At 67.6% G+C, this 15,125-nt stretch carries 10 protein-coding genes and 2 CRISPR repeat arrays (1 of these 12 cut by a window edge); of the genes, 1 reads left to right on the forward strand and 9 read right to left on the reverse strand.

The features are described from left to right. Positions 1–9: direct repeats of the CRISPR family, unit length 29 nt (it extends 569 nt beyond the left edge of the window). Positions 10–129: 120 nt separating this feature from the next. From cas2e to IG78_RS44240, 9 genes are all read right to left on the reverse strand, one after another. Continuing rightward, positions 130–489 carry a type I-E CRISPR-associated endoribonuclease Cas2e gene (cas2e, locus tag IG78_RS0123175; RefSeq protein WP_030566261.1) on the reverse strand — a complete coding sequence of 120 codons (360 nt, stop codon included), beginning with the start codon at positions 487–489 and terminating at the stop codon, positions 130–132. Continuing rightward, entirely contained in the window at positions 486–1,439 is a 954-nt protein-coding gene (cas1e, locus tag IG78_RS0123180) for a type I-E CRISPR-associated endonuclease Cas1e (RefSeq protein WP_030566263.1), read from the reverse strand. The genes cas2e and cas1e overlap by 4 nt, the downstream gene beginning before the upstream one ends. Next, entirely contained in the window at positions 1,436–2,158 is a 723-nt protein-coding gene (gene cas6e / locus IG78_RS0123185; protein ID WP_030566265.1) for a type I-E CRISPR-associated protein Cas6/Cse3/CasE, read from the reverse strand. The genes cas1e and cas6e overlap by 4 nt, the downstream gene beginning before the upstream one ends. Further along, positions 2,158–2,967 (reverse strand): type I-E CRISPR-associated protein Cas5/CasD, encoded by an 810-nt coding sequence (cas5e, locus tag IG78_RS0123190; protein WP_051852878.1) that lies wholly within the window; start codon positions 2,965–2,967, stop codon positions 2,158–2,160. Before cas5e ends, cas6e begins: the two co-directional genes overlap by 1 nt. After that, positions 2,964–4,181, reverse strand: a complete 1,218-nt coding sequence (gene cas7e / locus IG78_RS0123195; RefSeq protein WP_030566269.1) for a type I-E CRISPR-associated protein Cas7/Cse4/CasC — start codon at positions 4,179–4,181, stop codon at positions 2,964–2,966. The genes cas5e and cas7e overlap by 4 nt, the downstream gene beginning before the upstream one ends. A gap of 64 nt (positions 4,182–4,245) precedes the next feature. Beyond that, entirely contained in the window at positions 4,246–5,085 is an 840-nt protein-coding gene (gene casB / locus IG78_RS0123200) for a type I-E CRISPR-associated protein Cse2/CasB (protein WP_078965354.1), read from the reverse strand. Continuing rightward, on the reverse strand, positions 5,086–9,750 hold the full coding sequence (casA, locus tag IG78_RS0123205) for a type I-E CRISPR-associated protein Cse1/CasA (RefSeq protein WP_078965356.1): 4,665 nt from the start codon (positions 9,748–9,750) through the stop codon (positions 5,086–5,088). Positions 9,751–10,381: 631 nt separating this feature from the next. After that, positions 10,382–11,632: direct repeats of the CRISPR family, unit length 29 nt; unit sequence GGGACCACCCCCGCATGCGCGGGGACCAC. Positions 11,633–12,742: 1,110 nt separating this feature from the next. Then, positions 12,743–12,895, reverse strand: coding sequence for a hypothetical protein (locus tag IG78_RS49380; RefSeq protein ID WP_157855859.1), 153 nt, complete (start codon positions 12,893–12,895; stop codon positions 12,743–12,745). Positions 12,896–13,082: 187 nt separating this feature from the next. Next, positions 13,083–13,598: a hypothetical protein gene (locus IG78_RS44240; protein ID WP_225882166.1), complete on the reverse strand. Its 516-nt coding sequence runs from the start codon at positions 13,596–13,598 to the stop codon at positions 13,083–13,085. Positions 13,599–13,753: 155 nt separating this feature from the next. Between IG78_RS44240 and IG78_RS0123220 the strand changes: the two genes are divergently transcribed. Further along, positions 13,754–15,001, forward strand: coding sequence for a helix-turn-helix domain-containing protein (locus tag IG78_RS0123220; protein WP_030566277.1), 1,248 nt, complete (start codon positions 13,754–13,756; stop codon positions 14,999–15,001). Positions 15,002–15,125 lie beyond the last annotated feature (124 nt).

Here is a 15,125-nt window from a genome sequence, read left to right on the forward strand (position 1 = left end):
GGGGACCACCGTGAGTGACCTGCATGTCTATGGGCAGGGGTGCCCGCTTTTGCTTACTATGCAAGATTTCGACATAAGGAATAAATCGGGCTTCATGTCTGTGTGGGAGGCCCAGGTGTGCTGTGGTTGTCAGCCGCCGAACCGTCGTCTCTTCGACGCCTTGCTCCATCCCGAGCGAGGTGGCGACGGCTGACTGCCATCGGAGTGAGGGGCGGCGGGGGACGGGCGGTGGATCAGGGTCAGGCCTTCGTGGTCCACCGGGTTCCAGGCGTGGTCGTGGGTCTTGAAGGCAAAGCCCTGTTCGGTGTCGGTTTGGTAGGCCAGGAGAGCGCGGCCCTGGCCGGAGTACTGGCGTACTTCTGCCCACAGGATGTCTCGTACGCGAGCTGTGGGAGCGCCCAGGAAGACGCCGGGGGAGATCTCCAGGAGCCAGCGGGTGAGGAACCCTCTGAGTCCGGAGGGGCAGTTGGCGAGCACGATGACCGTCACCAGATCGGTTCCTCTGTGCCGTAGTTGCGTCCGCCTTCGAGGTGTGTGTCGCCGTCTGACTGGACGGTCATGCGGTCCTCGTTGATGTCCGTGGCCGCGCGGGTGCCCGTGTAACCGAGCAAGTTCTTGATGTCGCGTACACAGCGATCGAGCAGGTTCGTCTGGTTGATGCGGTCGCGCAAGGACCTGCGGGTTCGGGAGGCGACGTCCTCTGCCCCTTCCGCGGCTGCATCGAACGCTGCTGGGATGGCCACGTCTGCTTTGTAGAGGTCCGCGACATCGAGTACGAAGGACCGTTCGTTGCCCGAGTGCACGAACCCGAGGGCGGGGGAGCAGCCGAGGGCGGAGATGACGGAGTGGGCGACGCCGTACATGCACTGGGCTGCCGCGGTAACCGCTTGGTTGGGCGGATCGCCGGCCGAGAGGTCCTCTCGGTGATATTCGCGTCGTCGCCACGGAACTCCGGTGCGGGCCGCCTCTCGTCCGTAGCACTCCTTGAGCCGACGTCCCTCCATGCTCAGTAGTTCTTGGCGGGAGTGTCCGGCGGGGTCGTCGTGGGGAAACCGGAGACGGTACATCGCGCGGGCCACTTCGAGCCGGGTGCGTCGGTTTGCCCAGACGGTGGCCTGGGCCTCGGCCAGTGCCGACGAGCGGCTCAGGGCCCGTCCGCCCGCGTAGAAGCGCACGCCGTGCTCGCCCACCCACGTCACGCCTGCTCCGCATTCGCCGAGCAGGGTCATCGCCTGGTGGGTGACTCGGGTGCCGGGGCCGAGGAGCAGTGTGCCGATGGTGGCGGACGGGATATGGGTCACCCCGTCCGCGTCGGTCGCCGTGATCGCGTTGTCGTCGCGGTGGATGGTGCACCGCTCCAGGTAGACGAAGGACAGTCGGTCCCCGACTCGGGTGAGTTCACGCGGTGTGGATGTCGGCCTGCGTCCGACGGTGCTCACTGAGGGGTCACCGGGGCGAGCGTCATCAGTCCGCAGCCGTACGCCTTGGCTTTGCCGAGGCCCTGGGTGAGGGTGCGGCGGAAGGCTTCGAGGTCGGTGATCTGCAGTCGCCCGTCGAAGGTCACCTTGGTGAAGCGGACGTCTTGGCGCGGCCGTTCTGCCGCAGGGCGGCGGAACTGGAGCGGTAGCTGGTCTCGCACGATCAGTTCGTGCTCGTCGCCGAACTGAGTCAATTGTTTGTCGGGGGCCTTGGGGAGTACCTCGAAGCCCGCCCTTTGCTGGCGCTCCAGCAGCCAGCGTAGCTGGTGGCGTGGTGTGCGGTGGGCGGTGCGACGGGTGCGAGCGCCTGGTTTGTCCTGGGGCAGGCGGATGTCATGGACGGGGTTGGCGGTGAGCCTGAAGCTCCAGATGTCTCCGGCGGCGAGGGCACCGAGGAAGCCGGTGTAGGCGAAGGTGGCCCATCCAGGTTCGTCCAAGGTGGGCCAACCTGCCTGTTCGACGAGGTGCGTCAGGTCGGGCTGGTGGGGACTGACGATATAGAGCTGAGTTCGTGCTTGGTGGTCGCTGTCGAGGCGCCACAGGACACGTGGGCCCTGGCCGTCCCGTGCTGGTGGTTCGGGGAATGCCATGCTCACGGCGCCGTGCATCAGGTGGGGCGAGCCGAGGAGTCGACGGGCTCCGGAGCGTGCGGTGTTGAAGCGGAAGCGGGTCAGATACATCAGTGGATCCTCGGCAGTCCGGATTCCGGTGGTGTCGTGTCCGGGGGCCAGGCGGAGGCGGACGGTCCGTCGACAGGGGGGAGCAGGCTGGTCGGGTCGTGGGGCGGGGAGGTGGGTGTGGCGCGTCGCGGGGGTGCAGGGGGCTCGGGCCGTCCTGTACGCACTCCGCGCAGACCGTACCGGCGGTGCCGGGGATCGAAGCTCAGCGGAATGTCCCGTACCGAGAAGTCGGGCACTTCGGCAGGAGGGCAGTCGATCAGTGTGTCCAGGGCCGGCCCCGAGGCAGGTGTACCGCTGCCCCCCCGGCGTGTCGCGGATTGCCTGACGTACCAGTTGGCTGCCTGCCACGGGGTCTCGCGCAGGGCCTGCTCTAGCGGAATCTCTTGTGGCGGGCCGATGGTGATGGGTCGCGACGGCGGACACGACCGACGGCCGAGGAACGGAAGGAACCGCGGCGCGAGGAGCGCCTCATAGAGTTGTTGGATCAGGCGGTTGTCGCCTTCAACCCCGGCCAGGAAGACCGCGTCCGCCAGGTAGAACCGCTCGGAAAGCGGCATGGCCCGGCCCGAGTCGAAATGGTGGGCCGTGTGGAAGTCCCGCACCCGGGTGCCTGGCTGGTCGATCCTTACGCCGAACCGCAGTGCTGCCAGGTCAGAGAGGTCCTCTTTTCGGCCTCGGCCCAGTGCTGCGGCGAGCAGGCCGAGGACGCCGCTCTTGGTCGGGGCGTTCTCGGTGCTCCGGCGGGCGAAACGGGCCGCGGACCCCCATGCCTGGAGAGGCCCGGCCAGCCGGAGCAGCAGGACGCTCATGCTGCCGACCCCGGCGCTCCCAGCCGCTCCGCGACGGCGTCCTCGACGGCCTTGGTCAGGGTGCCCAAGGTGACTTCGGTACCGAGTTCTGCGAGCGCTCGGGTTTCCTCGCCTACGCGAAAGACCCAGGTCGGCTGGTTGTCGGGGACTCCGTACTGGCGTTCCAGGTCGGGAATGTAGGCCGCGAGACGCTTGCAGCTCTCCCGGACGTAACCCCCCTCGGTGGCCTGACGCACTGGTTCCTCGAACGCGCCGACGAAGCTGATGGGCCGCTGCGAACGGAGTTTGACGATCACGGCGGCCGGCAAGGTGTGATTGCCGAAAGTGTTGATCTTTCCTGTCGGCAAGGAAGTGATGAACGCTTCGAGGAAGGCGCTCGCCGCCTTCTGTACCGGCGTCGTCGGGTGTTCGTTCTCCTGGAGTCCGGTGCCGAGATTGTGATGGAGTTCGTCGAGGTCCACGGCGGCGTACCGGTAGAGCGTCGCTGAGTTGAAGTCGATGGTGCCGATCATCCCGGCTCCGGATTCTTCGTCGGCGCTCCGGTCGTCCACGGCCGTGAAGTAGTCCGACTCGATCTCGGAGGGGTGCACCCCGATCGCGTGGGCGACCTGGGTGGCCCCTTCCACATTCAGGTCGGGCGAGTCGGCGACCATACGGCCGAACAAGGCAATGTCCACGGAGTGGCGGCTGTCGACCGCATCCCGGACACGGGCTTTGTACTCCTTGTTGTTCTTGAGCGCTTCTTTGAACGCCTTGAGGTCGCCATCGGGGCTGCCCTCCAAAGCGAGGACTGCCAGCGCATCGAGTTGACGGCCGCTGAGGAACATCAGGTACGAGGACTCGGGGCTCGGCTCGCGCTCTGCCTCTGCTTCACCCTTGCCCCGGCGCTTCGGTGAGTCGATCTTGGAGCCGGTTGCGGCGCGCATGACCTCGGTGGCCAGGTCGACACTCGCGGAGGCTTCCAACGACGGTTCCAGGTCATTGATCCGCTCGGCGAGCGCATCGGCGACCTTCTTTGTCCGCACGCCGAGTTCGGACGGGGGGAGGAGGTCGGCGAAGGCCCTCCGGGTAGCACGCTTCCACGCCTGGCTGGAGACACGGGCCCGCCGTACGCCACCGTAGATGGCAGACTTGGGAGTGCCCGTGTCGTCGCGATTCAGGTTGCTGGGCGGCACGGACTGAAGAATGTGGATGTCAAGAATGGTGCGTGTCAACGAAAGTTCTCCCTGTGAGTGCCGACACATGCAGTGACGAACGCCGGATGGTGGGTCCTGGTCGCTAGTCGCCGGCGTCGAGTAGGTCGTCGAGGCCGCCCCCGTTGCCTCTGCTGTCCAAAGGACCTGACTTGCTGCGGGAGCTTCGTTGTGAGGACAGGTAAAAGTCACGGCCCCAGGTCCGGCGGACCTCGGCTTGACGGGGGGTGTCCTGCCAGGCAGTCAATTGGTCGGCCAGCCGTGCATAGTCCAGGGGAATCCGCGCGCCACGGAGCAGCAGCACCACTTCGCGGAGCCTGGTGCCCAGCATCTCGAACGACGTCGAGGTGCCGATTCGTACGAAGCGTTTACGGAGGGGCTCATTCAACTCCTCGGTCAACTTTGTGGCAGACAACGCAGGTTGAGAGTCCTCCGTACCCGGGCGCCCCTGTGCCAGGTGCCGGACTGATCGGCCCAGGCCCCAGGCCTGCGCATGCATGTTGGCGTCGCGGATGGACTGCTGATGGAGCGCCCACAACGTGATCGTGAGGAAGACGGCCTTCTCCTCGGCGAGTTCGCGTCGCTCGCTCCAGCGGCGCTGCTCGGCAGAGAAGTACTTCGCTGACGCTCCGTCCTCCTGCTCAGCGACCATGGCGGAGTCGTGCTCAGCTCGGATGGCGGACAGCTCCTCAAGCCCGTCGTTGCCCCAGCTCTCGGGGGCTTCGTGCACGGCCTTGCCGAGTCCGCGCCGGAGGCGGGCCAGGGCCGCTACGGCGCTTGAATTGTCCTGCCGGTACAGGGCCTGCAGGCGCCCTATACAACGGTCGGTGGCGCGTCCTGGTGCTTGCAGGGACGGACGAGGCAGCCCACCTCCCGAAGACCGCCGCGGTGTGCTCTTGGGCGATGACGGCATGACGTTGGTCATTCAGTTACCTTCGTCCGGATCTTGTTGCGGTCGCGGCAATACCTGGTTCAGCCGCTGTCGGAACCACTGCTCTGCGCGTGCGTCATTGACCCAGTGGCGTCCCGAACCGGGGACGTCGGCCACCCGGCCCTCCGAAGCGGCGGACCCCGCGGAGTCGAGCAACTCCAGCCCGAGCCGCGTGACCTGCATGCGGACAGTGGCCTGCCAGAGCTCCCGAGCCGCGTGCGGGTCGGTGCTCGGACGCAAGGCGGCAAGCCATTGCCGATATGGCCCGTCCAGCGCTCCGAAACCGAGGTCGCGGGCGGCATCGCTCGTGGGATCGGGGTTCGATCCCACGGCACGTGCCAGATTCCCGGCCAGTTGGCCGAGTGCCGTCACCGCGCCCTGCGCGTCGTGCACCGCATCGACTGCTGTGGCGCCGAAGTCGGGCTTCTCCTCGTGCAGGAGGATCACCGGCAGGACCACCGCGTCATCCACGACCTCGTCCACCACGGACTGCTGTGTGCCATACACCGCGCCTACGAGCCGCACCCGGATCAACGACGTTTGATCGATGAAACCTTGCGAAGCGAGCATCGAATACCAGGAGACGATCCCGGCAGGAAGCGACTCCGGAGTGCCGCGACCGGTGTCGTCGCTGGCCGAGCGCCGCGCGGGCAGCAGCGAACCCAGCCCGCGCCAGGCCGCCCGGCTCGGATCGTGCTGGCGCGGCATGTAGACCAGCGGCCGCCCCTGCTTCTTCTCCTGTGCGGTGCTGCGCCTCCAGCTACACATGGGCTCCCGCTTCCATGGCGCATGTGGGGTCAGAGGGTCTCCGTACCCGAGAACGACACCGCTCACCTGCTCGCCGTCGACGTGCAGGCGCAGGCGCCGTGACTGCCAGGTGTACAGGTCACGCAGCCCCACCGGGCCCCGGGCGAGCCGGTCTGCGTCGGCGGCCCCCGCTGTGGACGAGGGGTGTCGCCAGGCGGGCAGATCCTCGTCTTCCTGCTCAACAATGCCCTCGTCGAAGGCAATCAGATTCAGGAGCAGGGTCTGGTGCAGGGTGACACTCTCGGCGTAGATACCGCCGAGATTGCCCAGGGAGCCGACACCGAGCGGGTACACCTTGCCGGACTTGGCCCGAGGGTCTCCCGCCATCCCGGACTTGATTCCCGAGGGGTCGTAGGCATGCGCGTGAACGAGCCAGCGCGCGGCCTCGGCGTAGGAAAGCCGGCGCACACCGGGATTGCGCATGGTGAAGAAGGGTTCCCCATTCGGCACGTCGGCGACGAGCCGGTTGAGAGAGGAAATTTCGCCCTTCGCTGTGCTCAGACCGGCCACTTGGTAGAAGGGCGCATATGAGTGGAACAGGTCGAAGCGGTTCCGATGCCGGTCGAGGTAGCCGGGGACTTCGCCGAACGGATCCGGTGACTCCCACAGCCGCGCCCAGTCGTCGAGTTCTGCCGGACCGTCGATCGCATCGTGCAAGATCGCCAGCAACAACCTCAGCAGGGCGAAATCCTGCGTCGGAAGGTCACCTGCGAGGCGACGCACGTCCCGGGCCTGGGCGAAGACCTCCATGAGTGACAGCTCGTCCATGCTTCCATCGAGGCGCTGGACCGGCAACCATGCGGATGTCACGAGGTTGAAGGAGGGAGGGCCCTGGAGAGGAGGGAGCTTCGGTGCCAAGGGGCTCAGCTCCTTACCGGTGACGAGCGTGGAGATCGCCCGGTTCGCTGCCCGCTCATCGTCGACTTCCTCCGTCGGTTCGGCCTCATGCACTGACACGGTGGGGGCACGTGATGCCTCGAAGGCGGTCTGCACCCGCAGTCCGTCGACGACGCTGTACCTGAGAGCGAAGCCTGACAGACGGGTCTGACAATCCTCGTCCAGAACGAGCATCAACTCGCCTGCCAGCAAAGGGCATTCCTTCACCTGCCAGGCCGGGACCATGAAACGCTCCAGCTCACCGATGGTCCGATCGATCGCACCGGGGTGGGAGAACAGCCGGGGCAGAGCGATCGCACTCGCAGCGACGGCCTCAGCGGCTCGCCAGTCGGGAGGGAAGTCCGTCGGCAGCCTCAGACCGCCCTGACCGCGGGGCAGCCAGGGCACCGTGGCGAGCGTGCCGTTACGCAACCGCTGCACCACCATGACCTCCAGGCTCTCCTGGCTGTCGCGCACTTGAGCTCTGCCCTCACGGGTGTCGTCGGCATCGCCGGCGTTGGCCCCGAGCCAGCCGTAGATCGGGCGTCCGGCCCGTCTGACCGGACCGAGCAGGAACGCCTCCGCCTTCTGCCGCTTGTCTGCGAGAACGCGGAACTGTTCCGCCTGCGCCGCGCTCAGTTCCCCCGCCCAACGCGGCGGACCGAACTCGGTCGCACCGTAAGCGGCCTGTACGAGCGGGCTGATGTGGTGGGGAAGCACTAGCTGTTCGCCGTCGAGATGCGGCCCGAGCACGGCCAGGCACCGAAGCAGAGCATGTCGTCCGTAGACGACCTCCGAGCCACGCACGGGCTGTGGCAGATCCGGCTCCCACGCGGCACCCGCCACAAGACAGCGGGCCGTGGCGAGCCGAGTCGGGCGCTGTCGTGGGTGTCGGTGCAGCCGCCCCATGCGCTGGAGCATCAGGTCTACCGGTGCCAGATCGGTGACCAGCAGATCGAAATCCACGTCGAGCGACTGCTCGACCACCTGGCTGGCCACCACGATGTGTGGGCCAGTAGGCCGCTCTCCGTCTGGCCCGAAGATATCCCGCAGTTCGGCGTCCCGAGCCGCTCGGTCAGCGGCAAGGAACCGGGAATGCGTGACCGTCACGTGCTGTGCACCGAACCGCTCACGTAACACATCGGCTGCATCCAGGACGCGCTGCACGGTGTTCCGCACGATCAGAGCGCAGCCGCCGTCCTGGAGCTCATGCATCAGCCGGTCGGCGAGCTGGTCAAGATCGTCGTCCAAGCGTTCCAATGTCACATCCGTATGGCGTCCCGATGCGGCAGGAGGCTGTACGGACAGGACCGGGGCGCCTGGCGCGACGGCAGTGATCAGAGGATAGGCAGCGGAGTCCGACCTCATCGCACCGTCCACGACCGCTTCTCCCGCGTAACTGACCGCCAACGCTCGCCTGCGGTCGGCAGGAAGGGTCGCCGACAGCATGATGACCGGAACGCGATACGCGGCGAGCCACTCCAGAACCCGGTCGAGATATCGGCCCATGTAGGCGTCATAGGCGTGTACTTCGTCGATGATGACCACCTTGCCTGCCACCGCCAGATGCCGCAGTGCCAGATGTCGGCTCTTGAGCCCGGCGAACAGCACCTGATCGATGGTCCCCACCACGAACGAGGCGAGCAGTGCCTTCTTCCGTCCCCGTAACCACTGATGAGCCTGTAGCCCGGCAGGTTCGGAACGAGGGGACCGCACCCCGCTCAGATGCTCTGACCGATCGGGCTCGACCGCCGCGATGGTGCGATGTCCCCGGCGCAAGAGACCCGACCAGACGTCGTTGAGCGCTGCTTTCGCATGGGCCAGGGCGACTGTCGAGGAACCGGAGTCGGGCAGGTGATCGAGCCAGTCCAACAACCGCGGGAACATGGCATCACCAGTCGCCCGAGTGGGCAACGCCACCAGACAACCACCGGCCCCGCTCCTGGCGGCCAGGATCTCCGCCGCTGCGAATGCCGCTTCGGTTTTGCCTTCCCCCATCGGGGCTTCGATCATCAGCAACCCTGGGGTGGGCATCTGACGCGCTGCTCGAACGGCCTCGACCTGTACCGGCCTGATCCGGGCCTCAACGGGGAGAGCGAAGCGCTCGGCGAACAGCGTCTCTGCGGAGCGGTCAGGTAGCTCAGGCTCCCAGGGGCCCGGGAGGTCCAGCCCCTCCCAGGCTGCCGTAAGACGGCGGGCTTCGCCGACCGGGCCGATCGGATGCCAGGAAGCCGGATCGTACGGGAACAGCTCAGCGGAGCTGGCTATCCAGTCCGACAGGATCACGATCGCCGTAAGGAGCACTTGCGCGGGCTGCGTTAGCCGCACGTCCTTCCAGCCCGACAAATGCTGGGGTATTCCGGCTAGTTCAGCACATCCATCCATCAACTCGTACTGCACGTCGCGCCACAGGTTTTCGGCGTCGCCGGGGTGGCGCAGGAGCCAGGGGCGGAGTTGGAGGTCATGAATCTGCTGGTGCTCGGGTGGCGTGCCGTGATGCCCGCCCGCCACGACAGCAAACTGTCCGGACACCCTCGTGGTCATGCCAAAGCGCACGCTGAGCCATTCCTGGAGCAGCAACTGCCCGGCGAGCCCATGCGGCGCTGTACGGCGATCGGTTCCATATTGCGCGGCGGTCGGCATCTCCAGGCCGGCAGCACGCATGCGATCGGCGAGCGAATCAACTTGGCAGGCGAAGGCGCAGGTTGCCTTGCCGACGTCATGGGCTCCCGCAAGGAACATCACGAGCCGTCGTGCACCGCTCTCACCCTCTGGAAGATCCTTGGCCACCAGGGATCTGATGTTGGCGGGGAGCCACACATCCCAGAGCTTCCCGGCCACGCTGGCGCTGTCGGCCAGGTGCCGCCACAGGGGCAGATGACCATCGGTCTTTGGATCGTGTTTCGCCCAGGTGGTGCGGGCAGCCGGGGAAAGCCGCGCGAAGGGCACGTCGCCTTCCGGGGGTTCTTGAACCACAGGTGTATGAAACACGTCCGAGCCCTCACGGAGACGGTTTTACGGAAAAACAGGTGGCTTGGGGCGGCTGGCGTAGTAAGGCGCTGGGGACGCGTCGAAGACCACGTCGGGAACGGTCGGCACCCTGCGTACCGGATGCCGACCGCGGCAGCTCCGTCAGGCCTGAGCGCTGCCCAACGTCGACTGCGCGATCACCAGGACGATGACCACGACCACGACGGCACCCCATACCCACGAGGCGTACGGAGAAGGTGCGGGCGGGCAGGCTGCTAGGAGCGCCGCGAGCACAGCGTAAAGAGCGACGAACGGGCCGGATGGGCCTTCTGAGCTGCGACTTGAACGTAATATCATGAGTGCGTTCCTACGATCGTCAGGTGGTTAGGGACAGGCCGGGCCCGGCCTCCTCGGTGAGACGGGGAGGTGCAACGGGTCCGGCCGATTTCGTGAACGGGCTCGCTGCGAGGGCTGGTTGCGGCGAGCGTACACACGGGGCGAGCGGTGAAGGGTAGCCTTTTGACGAAGTCGGCTGTAATACAGATAGATCCCCAGTTGGCACTGCCGAACAGTCTTTAAGCCGACCCTCCATGCGCGGGGGCCACACCGGCGGGATGCCGCAGCACCAGGTGTTGCTGGGACCACCCCCGCATGCGCGGGGACCACGTGCCCGTTCGTGTCTACGCCGAGGTAGATCCCGGGACCACCCCTGCATGCGCGGGGACCACAGGACCACAAGACCCACGGCGGCCAACAAGCCGGGACCACCCCCGCATGCGCCGGGGACCACATTCGTTCAGCGTGCTGACAGTGATGCTGAAAGGGACACCCCCGCATGCGCGGGGACCACGCCATCGGCTCTTCTGCGACCCCGGCGACCCGGGGACCACCCCCGCATGCGCGGGGACCACGATTTGGGGTTCGGGGGGACCCACTACCTGAGGGGACCACCCCCGCATGCGCGGGGACCACCACCCGGCAGTACTGATCTCGCTGGACTCGGTGGGACCACCCCCGCATGCGCGGGGACCACGCCAGGCCGGAGATGATGCTGGCGACGGTGTCGGGACCACCCCCGCATGCGCGGGGACCACCAGCCAGCCGCGCCAGTGCCAGGGCTGCGTCCTGGGACCACCCCCGCATGCGCGGGGACCACGGCGCCGCAGACGGGTTCATCACCGACTGCCGGGGACCACCCCCGCATGCGCGGGGACCACAAAGTAGCAGGTCAGTCGCTACAACCTTCCTCGGGACCACCCCCGCATGCGCGGGGACCACGGCTGCTCGCCGCTCGTCCCCTCCGGGCACCGGGGACCACCCCCGCATGCGCGGGGACCACACGGTCAAGTACGCGCCGAGCGTCAGCCGCGCGGGACCACCCCCGCATGCGCGGGGACCACCAGTGCCCTTGATGCAGCGCTTTTTCTCGTCGGGGACCACCCCCGCATGCGCGGGGACCACACGTCGTTCACGGTCCCCATGCGCCGAGTCCCGGGACCACCCCCGCATGCGCGGGGACCACTGAATTGTGGTCCTGGATCGCGCGAATCTTCCGGGACCACCCCCGCATGCGCGGGGACCACCCCCCGCCGGTCACGTACACGATGCGCAACCAGGGACCACCCCCGCATGCGCGGGGACCACTTGATCGCGCGCGCGTTTCCGCCGCTCTCCTGGGGACCACCCCCGCATGCGCGGGGACCACACAGCTTGACAGTTCCGGAACAGCGGAGCATGGGGACCACCCCCGCATGCGCGGGGACCACTCACGGTCGAGCAACGTGAGGTCGTACGACACGGGACCACCCCCGCATGCGCGGGGACCACATGTGGAGGGGCTCGCCGATGCCCAGGCGCACGGGACCACCCCCGCATGCGCGGGGACCACAGGGTGCAACCTGCACGTTCACGGTCTGGGGGAGTCAACTTTGCTCACTAGCATGTGAACCGACATTTAGGGCACCTGCCTTCAAATTTCATGGCCCATGAGTAGAACGTCTTGATACTGCGGTACCCAGAGTGCAGCCTAAGAACGACCTTGGAGACTTGCGAAGCGGGCGGGGGCCCAGCATCCTCTCACTCTGAAAAGAGCTGTTCCAGGCCGTAGTTGTCCGAAGGTTCGCTAGCGCCGCTCGCCGATGGATTGGCGTGCGTGTGCGATCCCCGCGTCTGCGGGGGTGGTCCCTGGGGATCTCTGGTATTTGCGTGTTCCCTGCTCCTGCGGGGCTTGAGGCGGATTCGCAGGTGCTGACCGTTCACGCCCCCAGTCGTCCGCCGAGAGGCTCGCGTGCCGAGTCTGCGTCATGCCTGCGGAGCTCGCTCAGTACCTCAAGCAAACTCGTGGTGTCTGCGCTGCACCAGCGGGAGTCATCCGTCGGCGAATCTGTCGCCTCTGCGCCGTCACGCATGCGGGAGAGGGCGGTTGAGGTAGCCCGAATGTGGGCCTATGCCAGGGCAGAGACGGTCTGTAGGAAGCTCGTTCGCTACGGAACGTGACCGAAGCAACGGGGCGTACTTGTGTGTTGTCAGCCGCTGAGCCTCATCGTGGAGCGAGGGTGTTCCTGCGGAGTGACGCAGTCTCGGGGGTGTCCCCTAGTGGCTTCCGGTTCCCTGGGGGAGGGGCGGCCGTGTGGTGAACGCCTGACCGCTCCCGGTCGAGCAGGATCCAGGAGGATGCAGCCGCATAGTAACGGGCAGGTATGTCCGTTCCTCCAGTGTTTCCGCAGGTGAGACGGGTCACTCGAATGGGTTCGAGTCCCACCCGCCCCACCCAGGCGTCAGGGCGCAGGAACGATTCCACCTGCGCCAACCGCCCAAACCTGCGGCAGCCGCCCATTCGGGTGGCGTCCGGATGATCATTGGCTCGGCCGACGCTCACCCGAAGCGCAAGCGATCACGACATGCGTCGGCCCCGGCCGGGAGACACGCACCGGCCGGGGCCTCGTCCGTCCACTCCACCAGCGTGGGGGGTGCCTGGAGCGCACGGGCGTTCGGGGGCTCAGCAGTCATCGCCTTGTGGGCGGGCGTGGCACCGTTCGAGGTGCAGCGTGCGCGGGCACCACACGCAGGCGTTACCGGAGTTCTGCTGTACGTCGAGGAGGGCCGCGCCGGGTACGACGAACATCCGTAAGGGGCCGGTCATGTCCCGCATCGGTTGCCTCCTGTGCGGTTCAGGTGGGCCCTGACGGCGGCGCCGCGTGCGGCATTCCACGCCCGGCGCAGGCGGGTCCCCTTCGGGCAGTAGTCCTCCTGTCGGCAGGGGGCGCAGGCGTTCAGGTGTCCCATGTACGTCGCGTAGACCCGCGTTGCCGCAGCGTCGAGTTCCGCCGTCGTGGCACTCATGACTCGACCGCCAGTGGTTCGGCCGTCGCCAGGAGCGCGGCGAGGTGGGCTGGGTCGCACAGTACGCCGTAGCGCTGCGGGGGCACGGCCCAGAAGGTGACGGGCGAAGCCTGGTGGCCGATGCGCGGGACGCTCAGGTACGTGCCCGGTTCGAGCCGGTCGGCGGGCCCCTCCCAGGGGGCGTCCGGGGCGATGAGGACGTAGTAGCGGCCGCTGGCTGTGCGGGTGTCGCGGATGACGGGGCCACCGTGCAGCCAGTCGCCCAGTGCCTGCTCCACCACCTGCGGGTCCTCGCTGCCGAGGGCGGCATGGATGGCCTGGCCGGGTACGCGGATGGCGTCGAAGCGGACGCCGAGCGGCAGCAGGGCGAGGCCGCGGTTACTCCACTCCGCCAGTGCCTGCGGCGGCACGGGATGGGCGTGGGCGAACCACTCGGCGATCGCACCGTGGTCCGGCGCCCACTCCCGCGCGCTGCTTTCCGTGCCGTGCCGGGGGCTCGTAGTGTCGGCCACGTCGACTCCTTCGTAGTCGGCCATGCCCCGGGGCCGGTCGCACGGCCGCCGGGGTCTTTCCCATGCCATGCAATCGCGGGTGACAGGAGCGGGAAGGAGCCCCGCGGGGGGCCAGGAGGGGGCCACACTGTCGGGGAAGGGGGCCCAAGGTGGACATGAGCGAGCGACGGCGGCACTTCGGCGTGTACCTGGCTGGTCTGCGACGGGCCCGAGGGAAGTCTCAGCGCCATCTGGCTGCACTGCTGTGCGACGCATCGGGCACCCAGTCCGTCACGCGCACCGAAATCTCCCGGTGGGAACGGGGCAGACGCGTCCCGGAGGTGTGGCTGCCGTGGCTGGCGCATCTGCTCGCGGTGCCACTCCAGGAGATGGAACAGGCTGCGGCCTACGCACGAGGCGACGAGTGGGCGAGGCTGCCAGGACCGGCGGCATCACTGTCTGCGCTGCTGCCCGAGGGTGACCCACTGCGAGCAACCGGCGCCGTGGGGCGGCGGATCGGTGCGACGGAGATCCTCGACCTGGCCAACCGGGTGCACGCCCTGCGCCTGGCCGACGACGTCCTGTCCGGTGGCGACTTGATCAACCCTACGTTCCGTGAACTGCGGTCCGCACTGGCCCTTTACCGGGAGTCGACGTTCACCGAGGACACCGGCCGCCGGCTCCTCGCCCAGATCGGCGAACTGGGCCAGATCACGGGATGGGTCGCCTCGGACGCCGGCCGCCTGGACGACGCCGAGCACGCCTACCGGATCGGCCTGGACGCGGCACGGCAGGCGGGGGACGCGCCGCTGGCAGGGAACCTCGCTGGCTCACTCGCCTACCAGTGGTCCAACAACGGGCGCGAACGCGAAGGCGCCGAGCTCGCCGAAGCCGCGCTACGGGAGTCCGGGCCCGCGGCGCCGGCGGTCGCCCGCGCCCTGTTCTCCGACCGGGCGGCGTGGGCCCACACCCGGGCCGGAACACCGGACAGCGCGCAAGCCGCGATGCGGGCCCTCGGCGAAGCCCACGCTGCCCTCGACCAGGAAACGGACGAACAGGCCCCGCCTTGGGCGTACTGGGTGTCGCGTGCAGAGCTGAAGATCATGGATGCGCGGGTCTTCACGGAACTGCGCCGCCCGCTGCGCGCGGTACCGCTGCTGACGGATGTGTTGGGTGGTTACGACATCACGCACGCCCGCGAGTTGGCGCTGTACCGGTCGTGGCTGGCGGTCGCCCTGGCGGACGCGAACGAACCCGAGCAGGCCGCGGCCGAGGCGCAGCGGGTCATCGCCCTGGCAGGGGATCTCTCATCCGATCGGACAGCGACGCGGACACGGGTCGTGCTGGAGCGACTGAAGTCGTTCGGGTCTGTGCCGGAGGTGCGCAGCGTCCTGACCGAGCATGAGCGTCTGCTGCGGACCTGACCCCGGGACCGGCATACGAAAGGCCCTTTCGGCCCGGAGGTGAAGGGGGCCTGATCATGTTCCGGTGCGCTTGTGTTCGCGTACCCGTTCGTGGGAGGCCCGACCTCCTAGCAGATCGTAGGGG

It is taken from the genome of Streptomyces aureocirculatus (assembly GCF_000720475.1).
Classification (GTDB): domain Bacteria; phylum Actinomycetota; class Actinomycetes; order Streptomycetales; family Streptomycetaceae; genus Streptomyces; species Streptomyces aureocirculatus.

Excerpts from the sequence above, each read along its gene's own strand:
- cas6e (WP_030566265.1), bottom strand. The coding sequence starts at position 2,158 with ATGTATCTGACCCGCTTCCGCTTCAACACCGCACGCTCCGGAGCCCGT.
- cas5e (WP_051852878.1), bottom strand. The coding sequence starts at position 2,967 with ATGAGCGTCCTGCTGCTCCGGCTGGCCGGGCCTCTCCAGGCATGGGGG.
- casB (WP_078965354.1), bottom strand. The coding sequence starts at position 5,085 with ATGACCAACGTCATGCCGTCATCGCCCAAGAGCACACCGCGGCGGTCT.
- IG78_RS49380 (WP_157855859.1), bottom strand. The coding sequence starts at position 12,895 with ATGCGGGACATGACCGGCCCCTTACGGATGTTCGTCGTACCCGGCGCG.
- IG78_RS0123220 (WP_030566277.1), top strand. The coding sequence starts at position 13,754 with ATGAGCGAGCGACGGCGGCACTTCGGCGTGTACCTGGCTGGTCTGCGA.